18 protein-coding genes are annotated in these 22,409 nt (G+C 71.9%); 13 read left to right on the top strand and 5 right to left on the bottom strand.

Features of this window, described 5'->3' with window-relative positions; all coding sequences use genetic code 11:
- Positions 1 to 112 precede the first annotated feature (112 nt).
- Positions 113 to 1,141, top strand: coding sequence for an acyltransferase domain-containing protein (locus tag ACIBTU_RS37340; RefSeq protein WP_399131190.1), 1,029 nt, complete (start codon positions 113 to 115; stop codon positions 1,139 to 1,141).
- Positions 1,132 to 2,163, top strand: a complete 1,032-nt coding sequence (locus ACIBTU_RS37335) for an LLM class flavin-dependent oxidoreductase (protein ID WP_399131189.1) — start codon at positions 1,132 to 1,134, stop codon at positions 2,161 to 2,163. The genes ACIBTU_RS37340 and ACIBTU_RS37335 overlap by 10 nt, the downstream gene beginning before the upstream one ends.
- A gap of 118 nt (positions 2,164 to 2,281) precedes the next feature.
- On the opposite strand, the gene ACIBTU_RS37330 is transcribed toward ACIBTU_RS37335, so the two are convergent.
- Positions 2,282 to 3,505 carry a hypothetical protein gene (locus ACIBTU_RS37330; protein ID WP_399131188.1) on the bottom strand — a complete coding sequence of 408 codons (1,224 nt, stop codon included), beginning with the start codon at positions 3,503 to 3,505 and terminating at the stop codon, positions 2,282 to 2,284.
- A gap of 104 nt (positions 3,506 to 3,609) precedes the next feature.
- Here ACIBTU_RS37330 and rfbD point away from each other — a divergent pair, with 104 nt between their 5' ends.
- The 5 genes from rfbD to ACIBTU_RS37305 all read left to right on the top strand — a co-directional run bounded on the left by rfbD (position 3,610) and on the right by ACIBTU_RS37305 (position 9,202).
- On the top strand, positions 3,610 to 4,503 hold the full coding sequence (rfbD, locus tag ACIBTU_RS37325) for a dTDP-4-dehydrorhamnose reductase (RefSeq protein WP_399131187.1): 894 nt from the start codon (positions 3,610 to 3,612) through the stop codon (positions 4,501 to 4,503).
- Between the two features lie 429 nt (positions 4,504 to 4,932).
- Complete coding sequence (locus tag ACIBTU_RS37320; protein ID WP_399131186.1) at positions 4,933 to 6,150, top strand: acyltransferase family protein; 1,218 nt, start codon at positions 4,933 to 4,935, stop codon at positions 6,148 to 6,150.
- Positions 6,147 to 7,397: a cytochrome P450 gene (locus tag ACIBTU_RS37315; RefSeq protein WP_399131185.1), complete on the top strand. Its 1,251-nt coding sequence runs from the start codon at positions 6,147 to 6,149 to the stop codon at positions 7,395 to 7,397. The genes ACIBTU_RS37320 and ACIBTU_RS37315 overlap by 4 nt, the downstream gene beginning before the upstream one ends.
- A 255-nt stretch (positions 7,398 to 7,652) precedes the next feature.
- Positions 7,653 to 8,288 carry a dTDP-4-dehydrorhamnose 3,5-epimerase family protein gene (locus tag ACIBTU_RS37310; protein WP_399131184.1) on the top strand — a complete coding sequence of 212 codons (636 nt, stop codon included), beginning with the start codon at positions 7,653 to 7,655 and terminating at the stop codon, positions 8,286 to 8,288.
- Complete coding sequence (locus tag ACIBTU_RS37305; RefSeq protein ID WP_399131183.1) at positions 8,285 to 9,202, top strand: NAD-dependent epimerase/dehydratase family protein; 918 nt, start codon at positions 8,285 to 8,287, stop codon at positions 9,200 to 9,202. Before ACIBTU_RS37310 ends, ACIBTU_RS37305 begins: the two co-directional genes overlap by 4 nt.
- A 5-nt stretch (positions 9,203 to 9,207) precedes the next feature.
- On the opposite strand, the gene ACIBTU_RS37300 is transcribed toward ACIBTU_RS37305, so the two are convergent.
- Positions 9,208 to 9,579: a metal-sulfur cluster assembly factor gene (locus ACIBTU_RS37300; protein WP_399131182.1), complete on the bottom strand. Its 372-nt coding sequence runs from the start codon at positions 9,577 to 9,579 to the stop codon at positions 9,208 to 9,210.
- A complete protein-coding gene (locus ACIBTU_RS37295) occupies positions 9,576 to 10,673 on the bottom strand; it encodes an amidohydrolase family protein (protein ID WP_399131181.1) in 1,098 nt (365 codons plus the stop codon). Before ACIBTU_RS37295 ends, ACIBTU_RS37300 begins: the two co-directional genes overlap by 4 nt.
- 149 nt (positions 10,674 to 10,822) lie before the next feature.
- On the opposite strand from ACIBTU_RS37295, the gene ACIBTU_RS37290 reads away from it, so the two are divergent.
- From ACIBTU_RS37290 to ACIBTU_RS37280, 3 genes are all read left to right on the top strand, one after another.
- The gene (locus ACIBTU_RS37290) at positions 10,823 to 13,033 is read left to right on the top strand and encodes an MMPL family transporter (RefSeq protein ID WP_399131180.1); all 2,211 of its coding nucleotides are present in this window, start codon (positions 10,823 to 10,825) and stop codon (positions 13,031 to 13,033) included.
- A gap of 260 nt (positions 13,034 to 13,293) precedes the next feature.
- Positions 13,294 to 13,929 (top strand): TetR/AcrR family transcriptional regulator, encoded by a 636-nt coding sequence (locus ACIBTU_RS37285; protein ID WP_399131179.1) that lies wholly within the window; start codon positions 13,294 to 13,296, stop codon positions 13,927 to 13,929.
- Between the two features lie 2 nt (positions 13,930 to 13,931).
- Positions 13,932 to 14,579 carry an SRPBCC family protein gene (locus ACIBTU_RS37280; protein ID WP_399131178.1) on the top strand — a complete coding sequence of 216 codons (648 nt, stop codon included), beginning with the start codon at positions 13,932 to 13,934 and terminating at the stop codon, positions 14,577 to 14,579.
- A 72-nt stretch (positions 14,580 to 14,651) separates the two neighbouring features.
- On the opposite strand, the gene ACIBTU_RS37275 is transcribed toward ACIBTU_RS37280, so the two are convergent.
- Positions 14,652 to 15,884 (bottom strand): cytochrome P450, encoded by a 1,233-nt coding sequence (locus tag ACIBTU_RS37275; RefSeq protein ID WP_399131177.1) that lies wholly within the window; start codon positions 15,882 to 15,884, stop codon positions 14,652 to 14,654.
- 56 nt (positions 15,885 to 15,940) lie between these two features.
- Complete coding sequence (locus ACIBTU_RS37270) at positions 15,941 to 17,200, bottom strand: FAD-dependent oxidoreductase (protein WP_399131176.1); 1,260 nt, start codon at positions 17,198 to 17,200, stop codon at positions 15,941 to 15,943.
- A 277-nt stretch (positions 17,201 to 17,477) separates the two neighbouring features.
- Here ACIBTU_RS37270 and ACIBTU_RS37265 point away from each other — a divergent pair, with 277 nt between their 5' ends.
- The 3 genes from ACIBTU_RS37265 (at position 17,478) to ACIBTU_RS37255 (ending at position 22,294) form a co-directional block, all read left to right on the top strand.
- Positions 17,478 to 18,209, top strand: a complete 732-nt coding sequence (locus ACIBTU_RS37265) for a hemerythrin domain-containing protein (protein ID WP_399131175.1) — start codon at positions 17,478 to 17,480, stop codon at positions 18,207 to 18,209.
- 10 nt (positions 18,210 to 18,219) lie between these two features.
- A complete protein-coding gene (locus ACIBTU_RS37260) occupies positions 18,220 to 20,163 on the top strand; it encodes an HAD-IIIC family phosphatase (RefSeq protein WP_399131174.1) in 1,944 nt (647 codons plus the stop codon).
- 346 nt (positions 20,164 to 20,509) lie between these two features.
- A complete protein-coding gene (locus tag ACIBTU_RS37255) occupies positions 20,510 to 22,294 on the top strand; it encodes a fatty acyl-AMP ligase (protein ID WP_399131173.1) in 1,785 nt (594 codons plus the stop codon).
- Positions 22,295 to 22,409 lie beyond the last annotated feature (115 nt).

Below are 22,409 nucleotides of genomic sequence, written 5' to 3'. Positions count from 1 at the left end.
CGGCCTGGAGCGACGGGGGAGCGCGGGCGCCGGTACACCACTTCTCGAGCAGCCCTCCACGCGGACGCGGCAGGTTGACGCGGACACATCGTCGGACGAGGAAGGCCCGCGCATGGAAAGCCTCTTGAAACCGTCCCGGGAGGCACCTGCGGACGCGGTGCTGCTGTTCCCCGGCCAGGGAGCCCAGTACGCACACATGGCCACCGGCCTCTACGGCCACGACGACGTGTTCACCGACGCCGTCGACGAGACCCTCGCCCTGTTCGGCAACGGCGACGAACTGCGCGCGGACTGGCTGGGTGAGAACCCGGCCGTCCCCATCGACGACGTACGCCGCGCCCAGCCCCTCCTGTTCGCCCTCGGCCACGCCCTCGGCCGCACCGTGCTCTCCTGGGGAGTCCGCCCCGTCGCCCTCCTCGGCCACAGCGTCGGCGAACTCGTGGCGGCGACCCTCGCCGGAGTGTTCTCCCTGGCGGACGCGGTCGCCGTCATGCGCGACCGCGTCGACCGGATATCCCCGGCCCCGGCGGGCGGACTGCTCACCGTCGCCGGCACACCCGAAGACGTACACCCCTACCTGGCACGCCACCCCGACATCGCCGTCGGCGCGCTCAACGCCCCCCGCCAGACCGTCCTCGCCGGCCACACCGCCCCGCTCCACGCCATCGCCGCCGAACTGCGGGAAGCCGGGATCACCACCCTGCCCGTCGCCGCCCACCACCCGTTCCACAGCCCGGTCCTCGCACCGCTCTTCACCGACCTGACGCTGTACCGGAACGTGAGCACGCACCCGCCCACCATCCCGCTGTGGTCGGCGTTCACCGGCGGCCCCCTCGACGCCGCCTCCGTACGCGACCCGGCGCTCTGGGCGAGCCACCCCGTCGCACCCGTCCTGTTCTGGCCCACCCTGGACAAGCTCCTCGCCACGGGCCCCCACCTGCTCATCGAGACCGGCCCCGGCCAGGGACTCACCACCCTCGCGCGCCGCCACGCCGACGTGAAACGCGGACACAGCGAAGCCGTCGCACTGCTGCCCGCCCGCTCCCGCACCCCCGAAGGCGACCGCGAGCAGCTGTCGGCAGCACGGGAACTCATCCACACCCGCACCCGCACCCGAAAGGAAGTCCCGTCATGCGTCTAGCCGCCAACCTCACCTACCAGGGGGCGGGAGAGCTCGCCCGCGAGGCCGAACGGCTCGACTACGACCTCGTCCTGGCCGCCGAGAGCCCCCGCTCCGACGCCGTGAGCGTCCTCGGACTCGTCGCCGGAGCGACCTCACGCATCGCCATCGGCTCGGGCGTCATGCAGATCCCCGCCCGCCCCCCGGGCGCCACCGCCCTCGCCGCCGCCACCCTCCACGCCCTGAGCGACGGCCGCTTCCGACTCGGCCTCGGCGTCTCCAACCCGCACATCTCCGACGGCTGGTACGGCGTGGACTTCGCCCACCCGCTCGGCCGCACCCGCGAATACGTCGACATCGTCCGCCGCGCACTCACCGGCGCCCCGGTCCGCCACGACGGCACCCACTTCCACCTGCCCGCACACGGCCTCCAGGGCGCCCCCCTGCACCTGCTCACCGAGCAGCCCGAAGCACGGATCCCCCTCTACCTGGGCGCCGTCGGACCACAGAGCCTGCGGCTCGCGGGCGAGATCGCCGACGGATGGGTCAGCGGCTTCACCACCCCCGAACTCGTCGCCGACTCCGTACGACAGCTCGCCGCCGGCCACGAACGCGCGGCCCGCACCGCGGACGACTTCGAAGTCATCCCGTACGTCGCCGCCTCGATCGCCGACGACCCGGCCGAAGCCGCCGCCGAACTGCGAGCCCACTACGCGCTCCTGCTCGCCGTCGGCGGAGCCGACAACTTCTACTGCGGACTGGCCCGCAGGATGGGCTTCGACAGCGGCATCGACACGTTCCAGGAACGCCTCGCCGCCGGCGACCGCGCCGGTGCCGCGGCCGCGATCCCTCTCGACTTCATCGACCGCACCGCCCTGCTCGGCCCCGTCGACCGCATCGCCGACCGGCTGCACGCCTGGTCCGAGGCCGGAGTCACCACACTGAGCGTGCTGGCCTCCGCGAACGCGACCGACCTGGACGGCCGCAAACAGGTACTCGCCCACGTCGCCCAGGCGATGGAGAAGGCGGGCCTGCGGACCTGATCCGCCACCCCGGTCGCACCGCTCGCAGCACCACGAACACCGCAGCCCGTCGGGAACGTCCCCGACGGGCTGCACGGTCTCCACGGCACAGAAGGTGTCGCCACCCACTCCGGCCCGGCTACTGCCCGGGGCCGTCCTCGTCCGCGTGGTCGGCGGTGAGACCCTCACCCCAGTCCACGGCCGACATCTCCTCGTACGACATCTTCTGACGCGGAATCCACGAGGCACTCGCACCCTCGGCGTTCACACCCTTCTCGAACACGGCCAGACTCGGGTAGAAGTGCGCGCCCGTCAGCGTCAGATCCGTCTGCGACGGCTCGTGACCCTCCGGGTGCTCGCGCTCCTCGTGGTTGAGGCCGTCCAGCAGCGTCTTCAGGAAGCCCATCGACGTGCCGGGCGAGCTCAGCTCCCGCGAGCTGCCGCCGTACCCCGGCCAGTACGAGGTCTGCAGGTCCTCGGCCGCGAACAGGCCACCCGGACGCACGTACGGGAACAGCGACTTGAAGGCGGCGATCAGATCGTCGTTCCCGTGGCTGGCGTCGTCGATGACGATGTCGAACGGGCCGAGATCACGGCCCAGCGACCGCAGGAACCCCTCGTCCGACAGATCGCCCTCGACCGTGTGGATGCGCTGCTCGCGCAGCGGAGCCTTGTCGAACACGTCGACGCCGTAGATGACCGCACGCGGGAAGAAGCGCTTCCACATGCGCAGGGAGCCGCCACCGGAGGCCGGGTTGCCGTAACCGCCGATACCGAGCTCCAGGATCTTCAGCGGGCGGTCGCGCAGCGGGCCGAAGTGCCGGTCGTAGTGCGGCGTGTAGAAGTGCAGACCCCACTTGTCCGAGCCCTGACGCAGCGACAGCTCGCCCAGGTCCTCGTGCCGGCCCGTGGTACCCCGCACCAGACGCTTCACGACGGGGAAGACGTGCATGGTCCCGCCGAGACGCTCGGTGTCCTCCAGATCGTGCCAGACGATCCGCAGGACCTGCGCCTCCGGCGCCCGCCAGGGGCCCAGCACCGCACGCAACAGCTCGGCCAGGTCCGCCTCGATCGTCGCGTGCGGCTGCTCGGCGCGCCCCGCCTCGTGCTCGGCACTCTTGCCCGCCCGGATCACATGCCCGACGGTCGCCCCGTCGAACGCGAGGGCGAGCTGGATGTCGACCGGCGCGGTGTCCTGGCCCGGGATCTCGTGCAGATCGGCGCGGTTCACCAGCTCGTCGGCGAGGATGTGCGCGGTCCGCTCGGGGCCGACCTCACGGATCGCCGCCTCGATCTGCTCGGCACCGCCCTCGGCGGCCAGGATCAGCTTCAGGATCTCTTCGTGTGCGCGTTGAATTGTCACACTGTTGAACTCTCGGCCGTCCCGTTGGAGCCCGGCTGGACAGCCGCTCGATCTTCCGCTCCGACGCCTTACTGCGGCCCCCGACCGCCAACTAGCATCGCCGCGTGCTGAGTTCACGACAGACCCGATGGCTGGTCACCGGCGCCGCCGGCATGCTGGGCCGCGCCCTGTGCGAACGGCTCGAGGAGAGCGGAGCGGAGGTGACCGCCCTCGACCGCGCCGCCCTGGACGTGACCGACCCCCGCGCCGTCGACGAAGCCCTCACCGCGGCCGGCCCCGACGTCGTCGTCAACTGCGCCGCCATGACCGCCGTCGACGCGGCCGAGTCCGACGAGGCATCGGCGCACCGCATCAACGCCGACGGGCCGCGCCACCTGGCCCGCGCCGGCGCCCGCACCGGGGCACACCTGGTCCACATCTCCACCGACTACGTCTTCGAAGGCGGCACCGCGGACCACGCCACCCCGTACCCGGAAGACGCCGAACCCCGCCCACGCACCGCCTACGGCCGCACCAAACTCGCCGGCGAGCGAGCCGCGCTGACGGAACACCCGTCCGGCACCGCGGTACTCCGCACCGGCTGGCTCTACGGCCACCACGGCCACAGCTTCGTCGGCACGATGGTCCGGTTCGCCGGGGAAGGCCGCACGGCGGATGTGGTCGACGACCAGTTCGGACAGCCGACCTGGACCGGCGACCTCGCCGAACGGATCCTCGACGTCGCCCGGACGCACGCGACCGGCATCTACCACGCCACGAGCACCGGCCAGGTCAGCTGGCACGGCCTGGCGCGCGAGGTGTACCGCCTCACCGGCGCCGACCCGTCCCTGGTCCGCGCCATCGACAGCTCACGACTGACCCGCCCCGCACCCCGCCCCCACTGGAGCGTCCTCTCCCACGAAGGCTGGGCCAGGGCCGGTCTCCCGCCCCTGCGCGACTGGCAGACCGCCCTGGCACAGGCCCTGGGCGACGGCAACGGGTGGAAGGCGTACAGCTGACTCCGGCGGCACGAGTGATCGAGCATCCGGCCAAGTGACACGGACGGGCACGTGACGGCGACGTCCGGCCGTACCCCAGGGTGAGAAGGGCAGTCGAGCCCCCGCCCGGTACCGCTCCGACCGCCATACACCGTGACTCGAACGTTTCTCCAGGCGAGAAATCCACTATCGGTCACAGACCGTCCGGTCGCACAGTCCCACCGCGAAGCCCTACACCCCACCGCGAGGCCCTGCGCCCAGCCGCGGCCAAAGCCCACAGCACCCGCGCACCCAGGGCGAACACCCGCGTCCACGGCGGACCCAACGTCAAGCAGGACGCAAGCCGAGCGGAACCCAAAACCAAGCGGGACCCAGGCACCACCGAGGCACCCCGCCCCGGCCACCGCCACCACAGTCCCCACCCCACCACACACGACGGGAGCGACCGGGATGTCCGTCCCCACCTCGCCCAGATCAGCCGCCCCACCAGCCTCCACCTCCTCGGCCGGCATCGCCAAGCTGCCCTCCCTCACCGGCTACCGCTTCATCCTCTTCAACGCGGTGTTCTGGACCCACACCCTCGCCGCCGCCCGCTTCTTCAAGAACGAGGACATCAACGACCTCGGCCACATCTGGCCGTACGGCACCACCGCCCTGACCTCGTTCTTCATCCTCAGCGGCTTCGTCCTCACCTGGGGCGAGGCCTGGCGCAACGGACTCGCCCGCTACTGGCGCGCCCGCGCCGCCAAGATCTTCCCCGGCCACGTGGCGGTCTGGGCCTTCACCCTGATCCTGCTCGCCGTCGTCGGCCCCATGGCCCTCATCGGCCCCACGGACGTCGGCCCGGCCATCGCCAACCTCTTCCTGGTGCAGGCCTGGATCCCCAACCCGTCGTACATGATGAGCGTCTACGGCATCAACTGGTCGGTCTCCTGCGAGATCGCCTTCTACCTCGCCCTGCCGCTCTTCATCCGCCCCCTCCTGAAGATCCCCGCCAAGGCCCTGTGGGGCGTCTTCGCCGGCCTCGTCGCCCTCATCATCACCATCCCCGCCCTCATCGACGCCTTCGTCGGCGGCCCCGTCTGGCCGTTCTGGGCACCGCTCTCCTTCGACCAGGCATGGATGGTCTACTTCCTGCCGCTGAGCCGCCTCCCCGAGTTCCTGCTCGGCATCGTCCTCGCGCGCATCGTGCAGACCCGCCAGTGGCCCCGGATCAGCGCCCGCTGGATCTTCCTCGCCACCGTCGTCGCCACCTACCTCGTGTGGCTCGCCGTCGACGACGTCCTGCCCGCCACCTACGCGAGCAGCGGCGTCCTGTCGATCACCGTCTGCCTCTTCATCCCGCTCATCGCCCTGCGCGACATCGACGGACGCTCCACCTTCCTCGCCCGCAAGAGCTGGGTCACCCTCGGCGACGCCTCGTACGCCACCTACCTCGTGCACTGGCCCGTCCTCGCCATCGTCCGCGAACTCGCCGGCCCCACCGAGAAATTCGGGCTCTGGTCCGGCCTCGGCATCGTCCTCGGCACCCTCGTCCTCACCCAGGCAGCCGGCCTCGCCCTGTGCCGCTACGTGGAACGCCCGCTGATGCTCCGCCTCGGCCGCCCCAAGAAGAAGCCCGTCACGACCGCGGACCCGACCCTCCTCGGAGCCAAGGAGCCGGTGTGACCACCACCCCCGAGCGCACCGCGCCCGGCCCGGCGGACACCGGCGAGGCTCCGGCCTTCCCCTTCGACGAGTCAGGCCCCGGCCGTCCCCTGGACGTGCCCGCCGAGTTCACCCGGCTGCGCGCGCAGTGCCCCGTACAGCGCGTGACACTGCCCTACGGCGGCGAAGGCCACCTCGTCAGCCGGTACGCCGACGTGAAGCAGGTGCTCAGCGACCGGCGCCTGTCCCGCGCCGCGACCGTCGGCCTCGACGTGCCCCGCACGGTCCGCGAGATCACCGCCCCCGGGCACCTGCTGGCGATGGACCCCCCGGAGCACACCCGGCTGCGCCGCCTGGTGGCGAGCGCGTTCACCGAGCGCGCCGTCCAGCGCTGGCGCCCGCGCATCCAGGAGATCGTCGACGGACTGATCACCGGCCTGCGCGAACAAGCCGCCGACGGCGCCCCGGTGGACCTCGTCGCACACTTCTCCATGCCGCTGCCGATGACCGTCATCTGCGAACTCCTCGGCGTCCCGCCGAAGGACCGGCACTACTTCCGGCGCGTCGCCGAAGTCGCCTTCAGCAACGGCTCAGCGTCCTCCGAGGAGATGCAGAAGGTCGGCGAGGAGTTCGGCACGTACCTCTACGGTCACATCGGCCGGCTGCGCGAGAACCCCGGCGACGACCTGATGTCCCAGATGATCGCCGCGCGCGACGAGGACGAGGACCGGCTCACCGAGGCGGAACTCATCAGCCTGGCCGGCACGATCCTGCTCGCCGGCTACGAGACCACCGCCGCCGAACTGTCCAACTTCGTGTACACCCTCCAGGTCCAGGACCGCTGGACCTGGCTGGCCGCACACCCCGAGCACCTGGACAGCGCCGTCGAGGAACTCCTGCGCTACATCGCGCTCGGCGGCGGCGACGTCCTCCCGCGCCTCACCACCGAAGACGTGGAGATCGGCGGAACGGTCATCCCGGCAGGCGAGTCCGTCATCGCCGCGATGATCTCCGCCAACCGGGACGCCGACATCTTCGACAACCCGGACGAGCTCGACCTGGAGCGCGCACCCAACCCCCACGTCGCCTTCGGCCACGGCCCGCACCACTGCACCGGCGCCCAACTGGCCCGCCTGGAACTACGGGTGGCCCTCTCCAGCCTCCTCAAGGCCTTCCCCGACCTCCGCCTGGCCACCGCCCCCACCGACGTGCCGTGGCGCGAGGGCTCACTGGTACGCGGCCCGGTGGAGCTGCTGCTGCGCTGGTGAGCACCCGCAGACCCACCACCGTGCTGCGCGCGACGGCGCCCCCGTCGCGCGCAGCACGAGATCCGGCCGAGGACCGCCACCCAGCGTGTCCACCAGTCCTCGAGCGGCCCCACCAAGAATGCAACGCGGATGGTCATGGCCCCCAGGAGGACACATGAAGACTGACCAGCGCCGTACCCGCGTCGACCGCGAGCGCGCCGCCGCCGAACTGTTCCTCCCGCCGGTCACCCCCGGCAACGCGAGGTGAGCGGGACCATGACGACGACAACGGCCGGCAGGTCCACCACCACGGGCGTCGAGGTACGCCCCCTCGCCGTGACCGGCTGCTTCGAGTTCACGCCACCCGCGTTCCGCGACGAGCGAGGCCTGTTCGTCTCCCCGCTCCAGCAGGGAGCGTTCACCGAGGTGCTGGGACACCCCTTCCCCATCGCCCAGACCAACCACAGCCGCTCGGCACGCGGAGTGATGCGCGGAGTCCACTTCCCGGCGACCCCGCCCGGCCAGGCCAAGTACGTGCACTGCTCGCGCGGCCGAGGACTGGACGTAGTGGTCGACATACGCCTCGGTTCCCCGACCTTCGGCGCCTGGGACACCGTCGAGATGGACACCGAGACCTTCCGCGCGGTCTACATCCCGGACGGCGTGGGCCACGCCTTCCTGTCCTTGGAGGACGACACGGTGATGACCTACCTGGTCTCGACGCCGTACCGGGCAGACCTCGAACGGGAGATCGACCCACTCGACCCCGAGCTCGGCCTGCCCTGGCCCAAGGACATGCAGTTCATGTTCTCCCAGCGGGACACCCACTCTCTGTCACTCGCCGAGGCAAGGGCCCGAGGCATCCTGCCGCGCTACGAGGACTGCCTGGCAGCCGCCGAGGCCCACCGATGAAGAAGGCTGTCGTCCTCGGCGCGACCGGCTGCATGGGACGCCACGTCTGCGCCGCCCTCGAAGCCCGCGGCACCGAAGTCACCGCCGTGGCCCGCAGGCCCGCACCCCACACCGACGCCCACCACTTCCTGGCACTGGACGCCACGGCCTGCCCACCAGAGCGGCTCGCAGAGATCCTGGCGGACCAGAAGGCCGACACGGTCGTCAACGCAACACTCGGCTGGGGCGAAGAACAGCACCGGGTGAACGTGGACCTGGTGAAGACCCTCACCGGCGCACTACGACTACTGCCGGCAGCACACCGCCCCCGCCTGATCCAACTGGGCACGGTCCACGAATACGGTCCGATGCCGTACGGCACGATGGCGGACGAACAACTGCATCCCGCGCCGCTCACCGACTACGCCCGCACGAAACTGGCCGCCTCCCGACACGTGCTGGCAGCCGAGGACCTCGACGCGGTCGTACTACGGGTCGCCAACACGATCGGCCCGCACCTGACCCAGGACGGCTTTCTGGGCTCCCTCGCAGCCCGCCTGGCACGGACGACACCAGGCGAACGGATCGAACTCACCCTCGCAGACGCACGCCGCGACTACATCGACGTCAGGGACGCCGCGGACGCGGTGACACGAGCCGCCCTGACCCCCACCCTCCCCGCCGACAAGCGTCTGTTCAACATCGGCAGCGGCTCCGCGTCGCCTATCACCGACCTCGTCACGGCCCTCGTCTCGGCGGCATCCCTCCCCCCGGAGACGATCGTGCTCCGCCCGGGCGAGATCCGTTCCCAGGACGCCTCAGTGGGCGCAGGCTGGACCTGCCTGGACACCACCCGCGCCCGATCCATCCTGGGCTGGACCCCGACCCACACCCTGGAAGCCTCTCTCCGTGCGATGTACGAGACAGCGGCCTGACCGGGTCACAGCAGGGGCAGGGTGCGGCGGTCCTCGGTGCGGGCCGCGGCGAGCAGTTCGCGGCCCTTGTCCGTCATGAGTTCAGGGCGCCAGAGGGTGCCGCCGTCGAGTTCGACCGTGACGGCGCTGACTCCCTCGACGGCACCCGCCTTCTGCTCGATCGACTGCATGATGGTCGGCACCGCCATGCAGAACGGTGCCGTGAGGCTGATGCGTACCGTCGCGTGCCCGTCGGGGGCGACGGTGACCTGGCGGACCAGACCGAGGTCGACGAGGCTCATGGGACGCTGCCAGGACTGGCTGCAGGGGTCGTACACGTCCTGGAGCGCGGTGTGGACCCGCTCGGTCGTGTCGGTCGTCCCGACGGGCGCGGTCACGACGCGTCCGCCCACTGCTCGGGGCGCATGGTGCGCCAGTTCGACCACATGGCGCGGTTCCCGCCGTGCTCCGCGCGGGCCTTCGCGAACTCGTCGTCCTTGATCCGCTCGGCCGCCTGCGGCAGGTCGATGCCCGCGATCCGCGCGTAGTTGCCGGCGAGGAAGGCGGCCCGCTGCTCGTGGGTGATCTGTTCCAGGCCGTAGCGCTCCAGGATCCGGTCCGAGAAGGTCAGGCGCGCCATCTTCTCCAGGACGGGCTGCGGGTGGAAGTGCAGGGCGCCGGAGGCGTAGATGATCTTCTCGGCACCGCCGAGGGAGATCATCTGGGCCAGGGCCTCCTCCACGTATCCCATGCCGTGGGCCAGGATCGCGGAGGTGATCTCCAGGTTCGCGTAGACGTTGGGCAGCCGCATCAGCGCCATGGCGACCTCCTCCACGAACGGCGGCAGGCCGGCGTGGACGATCTCGAAGGAGAGGTCGATATGGCGGATGGCGACCGTCTCCAGGTCGTCGATGCCGAAGGGGCCCAGCGGCACGAGACCGTTGGGCACGATCTTGTGCAGGGCGATGATCTTGATTCCGAGCTCCTTGGCGAGCTCGAACAGCGGCGTGAACTCCGGGTCGTCCAGACGCCAACTGAGGTCCGGGGAACCGGCGTTGGGGTACATCTTGATACCGATGGTGCCGGGTACCTGGGCCACCTGCTCGCGCAGATCGCGCAGACACGCCTCGATGCCCAGGGCCGGGTTGATCCCGGCGTAGGGCACGATCCGGTTCGGCCACCGCTCGGCCAGCTCCCGGTTCTTCTCGCCGTTGCACAGGCCGTCCTCGAACACGGCGTCGATGCGCAGCCGGTGGTTGACCGCCATGTCGACGTCGGACTCGGTGAACAGCGTCCGTACGAGCAGCTCCGGCGGCCAGTCGGTGCAGAAGGCCTCGCGGGGGATGGCGGAGCCCTTCGTCGCGAAGCGCTCGTGCATGCCCCAGAGCATCTCGCGCAGGGCGAAGGCGTGCAGGTTGGGGAACTCCCCGTCCTTGCGCAGGTTGTCGTCCGCCACGTTGTACGGGTGCACGGTGGCGTCAATCACGAACATGTTGTCGATCAACTGGGGTCTCCCGTAGCGGCGGTCGGCGACCGGTCCGGTCGGCCGGAGAAGGCGTGAGGGGAGTGTGCGGCGGTGGCCTTCAGCGGGACTAAAGCGCCCGGCGGGACACTTCGCCCACCGACGGAAGGTGACCTTCGATGTTTTCTGCCCTGGGCTCCGCACTGCACGCACGGCGGCGCGTCAGCCTGTTACTGGCTGGGCTCGCCGCCCTCCTGGCCGCCCTGTTCGGCGGCACGGTGGACAGCAAACTGACCAACGGGCTGTCCGACTACGACGATCCCGGCGGTGCCAACGTCGCCGCACGCCGCATCATCCAGCAGGCCACCGGCGTCGACGCCCAGCAGGGGTACGCCATCCTCGTCCGCACCGACAAGGCGATCGACCCCGACGGTCCGCTGCCCGGTTCCGTCGCGGCCGCGGTCGACCTGCTCAAGGGCCGGCCCGAGATCAAGAGTGTCGTCGACTACGCGTCGGCGTCGAACCCCGCCCTCGTCTCCGACGACGGCCGCAGCACCGTTGTTCTCGGCAACGTGGGACCCATGGCGGAGAAGGCCACGGTCGCCGCCACGAAGGAGCTCCAGGAGGCGATCGAGGACGATCCGGCTCTGCGTGACCACGCCTGGCTCGGCGGCGCGACCCCCGGCCACGTGCAGGTCGACGAGGTGTCCACCAAGGACCTCGCCAAGGCGGAGAGCCTCGCCCTGCCGTTCATCCTGATCGCGCTGTTCCTGGTCTTCCGCGGGCTGGTCGCGGCACTCGTGCCGCTGGCCGGCGCCCTGGTCACCCTGCTGCTCACGTTCGCGGGGCTGCGCGTCGCCACCCTGTTCATGGACGTGTCGTCGGGCTCGCTCAACCTCTCCTTCGCCCTCGGACTGGGCCTCGCCGTCGACTTCGGGCTGCTGATGGTCTCCCGCTACCGCGAGGAACTCGCCGCGCACGGGCCCGGTGTCGAAGCCGTGCGCCGCACCGTGGCGAGCGCGGGCCGCACCGTCTTCTTCAGCGCGCTGACCGTGGCTGCCGCGCTGGCCGCGATCACCGTGTTCCCGCAGCCCTACCTGCGGTCGATGGGTCTGGCCGGTGTGATCACGGTGATCGCGGCAGCCCTGTTCGCGCTGCTCGGACTGCCGGCGCTGCTCGCCGTCCTCGGCACGCGCGTCAACGCCCTGGCACCGCGCCGCTGGCAGAAGAACGGCGCGACCCAGGTGCAGGCGAGCCGGCGCTGGCACCGGATCGCCCACGCGGTGATGGGCCGGCCCGTCCTCGTCGCCGTCGCCGCGACCGGCATCCTGCTGCTGGTCGCCGCCCCGGTGGCGGGCCTGAAGTTCACCGGCGCCGACCCGTCCACGCTGCCCGCCTCCACCAGCGCCGGACAGGTGTCGCGGGTACTGGAGAACGACTTCTCCAAGCCGCCCGCCGCGCCGCTGCAGATCGTGCTCGACACCCCGTCGGCGGACGGCCGGATCACGGCCTACGCCCGCGAGATCGCGGCCGTCGAGGGCGTGGAGGCGGTGACCGGACCGGTCCGGCTGGACGACCGGCACTGGCAGATCGACGCGGTGCTCGGCGGCGCCCCGCTCAGCACCGGGGCCAAGGCCGCCGCGCAGCAGGTGCAGGACCTCGAGGCGCCGGTCCTCGCCCGCTACACCGGGACGACCGCCGACTTCCTCGCGCAGAAGGCCAGCATCGGCGACCACGTACCGCTCGCCGCGGCGACCCTCGCGGTGATCACGCTGCTCCTGCTGTTCGCCTTCACCGGGTCCGTGCTGCTGCCCCTGAAGGCGCTGGTGATGAACACCCTCTCCACGGCGGCCGCGCTCGGCTTCCTCGTCTGGGTGTTCCAGCACGGCAACCTGGGCTTCGCCGCCCAGAACGGCATCGAGGCGACCACCCCGGTGCTCGTCCTCGCGCTCGCCTTCGGCCTGTCCACCGACTACAACGTCTTCCTGATCGGCCGTATCAAGGAGGGCAGGCAGGCCGGTCTCGACGACCGCGCGGCGGTGGCCGAGGGACTGGCGCGCACCGGTCCCGTGGTCACCTCGGCGGCGGCCCTGTTCTGCCTGGCGGTCGGCGCGCTCGCGCTGTCCCGCCTGGTGTTCGTGCAGGAGCTGGGGCTCGGCACCGCGTTCGCCGTGCTGATCGACGCGACCCTGGTCCGGGCCCTGCTGGTGCCCTCCCTCATGGCGCTGCTCGGCAGCGCCAACTGGTGGGCCCCCGGCCCGCTGCGCCGCCTGCACACGCGCCTCGGGCTCGACCAGCTGGAGGCGGAGCCCGCCGCAGCGTCGGCCCCGGCCCCGGGTGAGCAGCCGGCGGAGCCGCTCGACCGGCGGCCCACTGCGCGGGCGACCTGACGGTCCCACCCGCCGGCCCGGGTCCCGCACACACTGCGGGCCCGGGCCGGTGTGCGTCGTGGGCGTGCGAGGGTGCCGAACACGCCATTTTCGCTACGCCGGTTGCGTAAATGGGAGACCCTGCCTACTCTGGATTACGAAACGACCGTATCGAAATGCCCGGTACGGCAGCTCGCCCCCGACCTGACGGAAAGCCCGGCCACGACCGCGGGCCCCGACCGAACAGGCGCAAGCACCTCCGACCACAAGGAGCAGCCCCCGTGACCACCCCCGCGCGCAGAGGCCGCCCCCGGAGCGAGGGCACCGACGGACGGATCCTGCGGGCCGCCCATGAGCTGCTGACGGAGCGGGGGTACGACAGGTTCACCATCGACGAGGTGGCCGCCCGCGCCACCGTGGCCAAGACGACGCTCTACCGCAGGTGGCCCACCAAGGACCATCTCCTCGTCGCGCTCGTCGCCAAGCTCCAGGACGACGTGGAGGTCACCGACACCGGCGACATCCGGCACGACCTGACCGTCTACCTCACCGCCGTCGCGACCGGCCTCGACCGGATGCGCCGCGTCGGCCGGGACACCGCGGGACAGGCCGACCGGTCGGCCGGGGTCGTCGCCGAACTGGTGTCGGCCGCCGCCCGGCACCCGGACGTGGGCGACGCCGTACGCGGGCTGTTCGCCCGGCGCAACGCCCTGCCGCTCCGCCTGCTCGACCACGCACGCGAGCGCGGCGCGCTGTCCCCCGGCGCCTCGTCCGAAGTGGTCTTCGACCAGTTGGCCGGAGCCCTCTACTACCGGCTCCTGATCACCGGGGCGCCGATCGGCGCCGGCTACGTCGAAGAACTCGTCGACCAGGTGCTGACCGGGGCCGCCACCACCCCCCACCCAGAGAGGATCTGACCATGTCCGTCGGCTCTTCCGTCTTTGCCCGCACACCCGCCGAGCCCGCCGAGCCCGCCGAGCCCGCCGAGCCCGCCGAGTCCGGACCGCGAGCCGCGCAGCGAACCGGCCCGCGCCGGCGCCGCGGCCGGATCCTGTTGGCACTGGCCGGATTCGTGGCCGTGCTCGGGGGCTACACGGTGTGGACCAACACCCATCCGGTCCACCTGACCGCGTCCATCGAGATCGAGGCCGCCCCCGAGCAGGTCTGGGCGGTGCTCACCGACTTCGACGCCTATCCGCGGTGGAACCCCTTCGTGACCGAGGCCGCCGTCACCTCCGACGACGGCCTGCGGCGGGGCGCGACGATGCGCAACCGCCTGGAACAGAAGGGCGAGACCAGCACGTTCACCCCGACCGTCCTCGAGGCGAGCGCCGGCCGCGAACTGCGCTGGCTGGGCAAGGTCGGGCCGGGCTGGATCGGCGACGGCGAGCACGGCTTCGTCATCGAGCGCACCGGGCGCAACACGGTCCGCCTCACGCAGAGCGAGAAGTTCTCCGGCGTGGCGGTGCCCTTCGTCGCCGACAGCCTCCGCAGCGACACCCTGCCTCAGTTCCGGGCGATGAACAGCGCGTTGAAGCAGCGGGTCGAGCGGCTCGCCGCACGCTGACCCCGGGAGTCCCGGTGCGGATCAGGGGCCCACGGCATCCGCCGCGGGCCCCGGTTCACGCGTCCGGCCGGGTCACCAGCTCACCGGCAGGGAGGCGATGCCGTGCACCAGCATGCCCTCGGGGCGCCGCAGTTCGTCCTCCGCGACGGCCAGGCGCAAGGTCGGGAAGCGCTCGATCAGCGAGCCGATGGCGATCTGCAGCTCCGCGCGGGCCAGGCCCGAGCCGATGCAGTAGTGGGTGCCGTGGCTGAAGGCGAAGTGCGGGTTGGCCGGGCGGTCGAAGTCGATGGTGTCGGGGTTCTCGTACTGACGGACGTCCCGGTTGGCGGAACTGAGACTCGGCAGGACGGCGCTGCCCTTGGGGATCGTCACGCCGTCCAGCTCGACGTCCTCCAGGGTGATCCGCAGCAGCCCCTCGTTGCCCGGCGGGTGGAGCCGCAGCAGCTCCTCCACCGCGGAGTTGATCAGATCCGGATCCTTGCGCAGCCGCTCCAGTTGCTCGGGGTGGGTGAGCAGCGCGACCACACTGTTGGCGATCTGGTTGACGGTGGTCTCGTGGCCGGCCACCAGCAGGCTGATGCCGAGGAAGATCAGCTCCTCCTCCTGCAGCCGGTCGCCGTCCTCGTCGTGGATCGAGACCAGCGCGGACAGCAGGTCGTCGCCGGGGTTCTCGCGCTTGGCCGCCACCAGGTTCGCCAGATACGTGCGCAGGGCGATCTGCGAGGCGAGCATCTCCTCCTTGGACACGGAGGTGGTGGCCAGGAACACCCGGGACCACGCCGCGAAGTCGTCGCGGTCCTCGAAGGGCACACCGAGCAGTTCGCAGATGACGGTGACCGGGAGCTGGAAGGCCAGCGTGGGCACCAGGTCGACCGGCGGCTCCAGCTTCGCCATGGCGTCCAGCAGGGAGTCGGTGTGCTCCTGGATGCGCGGGCGCAGCGCGGCCACCCGGCGGGCGGTGAACTCGCGGGAGACCAGCTTGCGCACCCGGGTGTGCTCCGGCGGGTCCATGTTGAGCAGGCTCTTGAAGTTCTGCGGCGCCGCGGCGAGCCGGGGCGCTCCGGGCTCCAGCGTGGCCGCCCGGCTGAACCGGGGGTCCGACAGCGCGGTGCGCACGTCCTCGTAGCGGGTGAGCAGGAACGCCTGGTCGCCGCTGGGCATCCGCACCCTCGCGACCGGGTCCTCCTCGCGCAGGTGCGCGTACATCGGGCACTGGGCGAGCCCGGGCGGCTGCTCGAAGGGGTACGCGAGAGGGGTGGGGTCGGCCGCCTCCGCGGAGTCGGGCACTTCGGGGCTGAGGGGCATCTGGAGTCCTGTCCTTCGCGTTCGTCGAGGTCTGTGGTCGGGGCGCGCGGGGCGGTTCAGACGCCGGCCGGTGCCGTCGGCACCGGGGCGACGTCGAAGGGGTGGACCCGGTCCGCCTCCTGGAGCGGGTAGTAGATGCCGGAGAGGATCCGCCGCTTGAGCGGGGCGCTCGCACTCACCAGGCGGTACGCGGCCCGGCGCAGCAGCACCGGCAGCGGGCCGGACAGGGCGAACGCCCGTTCCTGGCGCAGCTGCAGGGCCCTGGCCCGGGCCACCGGTGCCTCGCGCTCTTCCTGGAAGCGGAGGGTCGCCCGGCTCAGCGCGGCCGTCCGGTCCTCGGCGCGCAGCGCCGGGGCCACCATGCGGGCCAGCACCGCCGCGTCCGTGATGGCGTGGTTGACGCCCTGGCCGAGCACCGGCGTCAGGGTGTGCGCGGCGTCGCCGATGAGTACCAGGCCGGGTCGTGACCAGCGGGGGACCACTGTGGTGAAGATGTCCAGCATGGACGTGTCCGACCACGAGGTGACCGCCGTCCGCACCTGTGCGGAGATCTCCGGCGCGAGCTCGTCCATCCGCGCGTGCAGCGCGCCCACGCCCTGCGCGCGCAGCTCCTTCAGGCCGCCCTTGGGGATGTTGAAGCCGACCCGTACGAGGTCGGGGACCGTGGGGATGAACAGCCCGTGCCGGGCGCCGTGGATGCGTACGCGGTAGGTGTGGCCGTCCCAGACGTCGGGCCGGGGCACCTTGAACCAGACGAAGTCCCGCTCCAGGGGCTGCTTCTCGTACCGCAGGCCCGACATCTCGCGGATCTTGCTGAACCGGCCGTCCGCCGCCACCGTCAGCGCCGCCGAGATCTCGAACTCGCCGTCGGGGCCCTTGCAGCGCACCCCGGTGACCGTCGAGCCGTCGCGCAGCAGGGCGGTGGCGGTGGTGCGGCGCAGCAGCCGGAAGCCGGGCAGCTGCGCGCCCTGGCCGGCCAGCGCCTCGAGCAGCGGCGGCTGCGGCAGCTCCATGGGGAACGGGCACGGCCGGTCGTAGTCGGCGAAGTCCGCGCGCAGCACGGTGCGGCCCTGGTCGGTGATCTCCATCCGGCGGGTCTCCAGGGTCTGCTCGCGCAACCCCTGCAGGACGCCCATCCGTTCCAGGAGCCAGACGGAGTCGGGGGAGATGGACTCGCCGCGGAACGACCGGTCGAAGCGCGCGCTCTGCTCCACGACGACGACGGACACGGACCTCCGCGCCAGTTCCAGCGCGAGGGTGAGCCCCGCGGGTCCCCCTCCCACCACACAGACCTGTGCTTGCACCGCCCCTGTCATCGCCACTGCCTCTCAACGGACTCAACGGACGTGATGGACACCGGGAGCCTGGGGGGCCCGGCTAAAGCGCGGCTTGCGGTCGTGCCCGCACGACGGTCGCCGGGGGCCGGCGTGCGAACCCGAGCAATTGCGAAACGCACGTTGCGTAATTGCGGGAGACGCTCGTACCCTGAATAACGAAACGTACGTAGCGAAAATGTGGGCACAAGAACCGCTTAAGGCCGGCCGGACAGGATCCGGCGGCAACGTACCGACCACGAAGGCCAGGGTGAGAAGGATGTCGGCCAGTAACGGGCGGGGTGCGCCGGACACCGGGGAGATGGTGGTCGTGCACCGCCTCTTCCTCCAGGAGTACGCGGCGGCGGTGGCGGTGGTCCGCGCCGTCGCCCCCGGCGACACGGCGCGCGCCGCCTTCGTCGCCGACCATCTGGCGGCACTCGGTCAGATGCTGACGGAGCATCACCTCGCCGAGGACGAGCTGGTGTGGCCGCGGCTCGCGGCCGACCCGGCCGTCGAACCCGGCCTCGTGGCCCGGATGGAAGAACAGCACGAGCAGATCGCCGACGCCCTCGGCCGTCTCGAACGGGCCCTGCCGCAGTGGGCCGACCGGGCCGAGCCGGACCTCGGGGACGAGGTGGCGGACGCCTGCGCCGCCCTGCTGCCCGCCCTGGAGGAGCACCTCGGCGACGAGGAGCGGCACATCCTGCCGCTGGTGCCGGGCCGGTTCACCGCGGCGCAGTGGGCGCGGCTGAGCGAACGCGGCCGGGCCGCCGTGCCGCGGGCACACCGCCTGTACATGCTCGCCGCACTGGGCGAGGCCGCCGGGACCGACCGCCGCGAGGAGTTCCTGGGGCGGCTGCCCGGGCCCGTCCGCCTGCTGTACCGGGTGGCCGGCCCCCGGCTGCGCCGCCGCACCTGGGACCGCCTCAGCGGCGGCGGCACCGAGAACCGCGTGCGGCCCGAGCACAGCGGCGCCGGCCGACCGTCAGGCAAGCGAGCAGCGAAGTGAGGAAGAGTTCGTGAGCGCACCCGTGACGACCAGGACCGCTCCCGCCGACCGCGCCGAGGCGCTGGACCGCATCCGCACCCTGCACACCGAGGAGCGGCTCGCCGAGGAGTTCCCCGCCCTGGGCGCCCTGCTGGCCGCACTCGCCCAGGGGCCCGCCGCCGCGGCCGACCTGGCCCGCGCCGGCCGGCTGCTCGCCCGGGTCGACCCCGCCCGCATCCACGCCGCGCACCCCGACGCCCGGCCGCTGAACGTCACGGTGTCGGGACACGGCACGCTGGACGCGCTCACCGGCCCGCTCACCGCCGAACTGGCCCGCCACGGCATCCCGCTGCGCGCCACCCACGGCGAGCACGACGGCTGGCGGCGCGACCTGCAGGACACCGGGGGAGCGCTGTACGCCGACGACACCGACCTGTCGCTCGTCGTGCTCGACGCCCAGGTCGTCTTCGACGAACTTCCGCAGCCCTGGCGGGTGGCGGACGTCGCCGACGCCGTCGGGGCCAAACTCGGCCTGCTCGAGCGGCTCGCCGAGAGGTACGTCCGGCACGGCTCGGGAACCCTCGTGCTCAACACCCTGCCGCTGCTGCCCGGGCACCTGCGCCAGCTCGTCGACCACCGCTCACGCACCGAACTGTCGGTGCTGTGGCGGGAGTTCAACACCGGACTGCTGCGCATCGCACTGGCCCACCCCCGGGTCCACGTGGTCGACCTCGAGCCGCTGATCGCGGAGTCGGGCCCGGTCCGCGACAGCAGGCTCGCCGTCTACACCAAGGAACACCTCGGCGGCGAACTGCTCGGCCGGTACGCCCGGGAGATCGCGCACCTGGCCCGGGCGCTGCGCGGCCGCACCAAGAAGGTGCTCGTCGTCGACCTGGACCACACCCTGTGGGACGGCATCCTCGGCGACGACGGCCCCGACGGCATCGCCGTCGCAGGGACCTACCGGGGCGAGGCCTTCGGCGCCTTCCAGAAGGTGGTGCGCCAGCTGGGCTCCCAGGGCGTCCTGCTCGGCGTGTGCAGCAAGAACGACCAGGAACCCGTGGAGCGGGTGCTCGCGGACCACCCCGACATGGTGCTGCGGCCGGACGACTTCGTGCGGATCACCGCCAACTGGCAGCCCAAGGACGCCAATCTGCGGGAGATGGCCGCACAGCTCAACCTCGGCACGGACAGTTTCGTGTTCGTCGACGACTCGCCCTTCGAGTGCGGCCTTGTCGCCACCTCCGTACCCGAGACCGCCGTGGTCCGCCTCGACGAGGAACCCGCCCTGCACATCGACCGGCTGCTCGCCGACGGCTGGTTCGACGTCCGTGAACTGACCGAGGCGGACCGGGGCCGGGCCGGCCAGTACCGGGCCGACGCCGGACGCCTGGAACTCCTGGACGGCGCCGCGTCGATGGAGGAGTACCTCCAGGCCCTGGACGTCCGGGTCACCGTCGCACCGGTGACCGAGGCGGACGTGCCCCGCATCTCCCAGATCACCCTGCGCACCAACCAGTTCAACCTCACCACCCGGCGCCTCGACACCGACCAGGTGCGGGCCCTGCTGGACTCACCACGCCACCTGGTCCTGGCCGTCCGATCCGCGGACCGCTTCGGCGACAACGGACTGGTCGGCGCGGTGTTCGCCGAGCGCGGGCCGGACGCGCTGCGCATCGACAACGTACTGCTCAGCTGCCGGGTCTTCGCCCGCGGCATCGAACAGGCCGCCCTGGCGGCGCTGCTGGCCCACGCCCGGGACACCGAGGTGCCGGCCGTCCTCGCCTCGTACCGGCCCACCGCCAAGAACGGCAAGGTCCGAGACCTGTACCCGTCGCTCGGCTTCGAGACCGTGCGCACGGGCGACGACGGCGCCCTCGACTTCCGCCACGACCTCACCCGGCTGCCGCCGCACCCCTCCCACGTCACGCTCGACGCGGCCTTCCCGCCACCCGTGCCACCCTCCGCCTCCTGAACGCACCTCACGCGGGGTGGAAACGCAAGAACAGCTCACGACATCCCGGCTCCGGCCGGGGACCGGCACCGTTCCGGCGCGCGTCACCATCCCCCGCCGCGCCCGGGGCCCGGCCGGTCCGCACGGAGCCGGGAGCCGTACGCCCCGCGCGTGCGGCGCGTGCCGACTGCCGCTCGCCAGCCCCCCTCTGGCGGGCGGCAGTCGCATGTCCGGGGGCCGCCGGGCCGCCGGACCCCGGCCGGGCAGCACAAGCGACGCCTTAGCGCGGCGGGCCAGTCTCGGACATGTCCCAGACAGCCATCGCCGGCACTACGCCTGCGGATCTCGGAGAGGCCAGGCAAAGACGTTGACAAGCTTCCGAACCTTCACGGAACTGGTTCTGGACCGTGCGGCCGAGCTCGGTACCGAGGACGCCTTCATCTTTCTGCCGGATGATGCCAACGGCTCGGTCCCCGAGCACCTGTCGTACGCCGGACTCGACCACGACGCCCGCCGCATCGCCTCCTGGCTGCAGGCGAACGGCGCCGCGGGCGGACAGGTGCTCCTGCTGTACCCCTCGGGCACCGACTTCATCAAGGCGTTCACCGGCTGCCTGTACGCCGGTTCCGTCGCCGTGCCCGCCCCGCTGCCCACCGAGCAGGGCCAGCACTTCACCCGGGTGTCCGGCATCCTGCGCGATGCCGAGGTCCGCGCGGTACTGACCGACTCGGCGAGCGCGCCCGAGATATCCGCCTGGCTCGCCTCCGAGGGCTTGACCGACGTCAAGTGCCTGGCGACCGACGTCGCGGACCACGGTGACGCGAGCGCCTACCGGGTTCCGGACCTCACCCCCGAGCACCTCGCGTTCCTGCAGTACACCTCCGGCTCGACCAGCGACCCCAAGGGCGTCATGGTCTCGCACCGCAATCTGCTCGCCAACGAGGCCGCGATCCAGAACGCCGCCGGAACCGACGGGCAGACCCGGTTCGGTGGCTGGCTGCCCTTCTACCACGACATGGGGCTCATCGGGCACATCCTGCACCCGCTGTACATCGGCGCTTCCGCCGTCCTGCTCTCCCCGACGTCCTTCCTGCGCCGCCCGCACCGCTGGCTGAAGTCCATCGGCGACTACGGCGTCACCATCGGCGGCGGCCCCAACTTCGCCTACGACCTGTGCGTGCGCCGGGTCACCGACGAGCAGCTCGCCGAACTAGACCTGTCCACCTGGGTCAGCGCCGCCAACGGTGCCGAACCGATTCGCCGCGAGACCATCGAGGCGTTCACCCGGCGCTTCGCGCCCGCCGGCTTCAAGCCCGAGTCGTTCTTCCCCTGCTACGGCATGGCGGAGACCACCCTGCTCGTCTCCGGCACCCCCAGGGACCGCCGCCCCGCCGTGCGCACCGTCGACGTGGCCGCCCTCGAACAGGGCACGCTCACCGACCCGGTGGCCGAGGAACCGAGCCGTGAGCTGGTCAGCAGCGGCGTCATCCACGACTTCACGGTGAAGATCGTCGACCCCGACACCCGCATCGAGCGTCCCGAGGGCTCCGTGGGCGAGATCTGGGTCAAGGGCGACAGCGTGGCCTCCGGCTACTGGAAGCGCCCGCTGACCAACGTGGAGATCTTCGACGCGAACATCACCGACGGCGACGGCGGCGAGGACGCCGGCGGCTGGCTGCGCACGGGCGACCTCGGCGCCCTCGAGGACGGCGAGCTCTACGTCACCGGCCGCCTCAAGGAGCTGATCATCTTCTCCGGGCGCAACCTCTACCCGCAGGACGTCGAGCGGGCGGTGCAGGCCACCGACAAGGCCCTGGGCGCCGGCGCCGGCGCGGTGTTCACCGTCGAGACCGACCGCGAGCGCCTCGTCGTGGTGCAGGAGGTCCGGATCAGCGCCGTCGACGGCGACCTGCGCAGCCTGGCCACGGCCGTCCAGAGCCGCATCGGGCAGCAGCTCAACGTCCCGGCGGGCAATGTGCTCCTGGTCCGGCCGGGCACCATCCGCAAGACCACCAGCGGGAAGATCCAGCGCACCCTGATGCGCAAGCTGTTCCTGCAGGGCGAGCTCACCCCCCTGTACGAGGTGCTGGAGCCGGGCGTCCGGGAGATCGTCGCGGACGCCTCCGGCACCGCCCTGGCGGCGACGGCCTGACATGAGCGAGCCCACCCCGTCGGGGGGGGGGGGGGGGGGGGGGGGGGGGGGGGGGGGGGGGGGGGGGGGGGGGGGGGGGGGGGGGGGGGGGGGGGGGGGGGGGGGGGGGGGGGGG

The sequence above is a fragment of the Streptomyces sp. NPDC050145 genome (assembly GCF_044460245.1).
GTDB lineage: Bacteria > Actinomycetota > Actinomycetes > Streptomycetales > Streptomycetaceae > Streptomyces.
The sequence above is the reverse complement of the archived record's forward strand: the minus strand, read 5'-3'. Positions and strand labels throughout refer to the sequence as shown.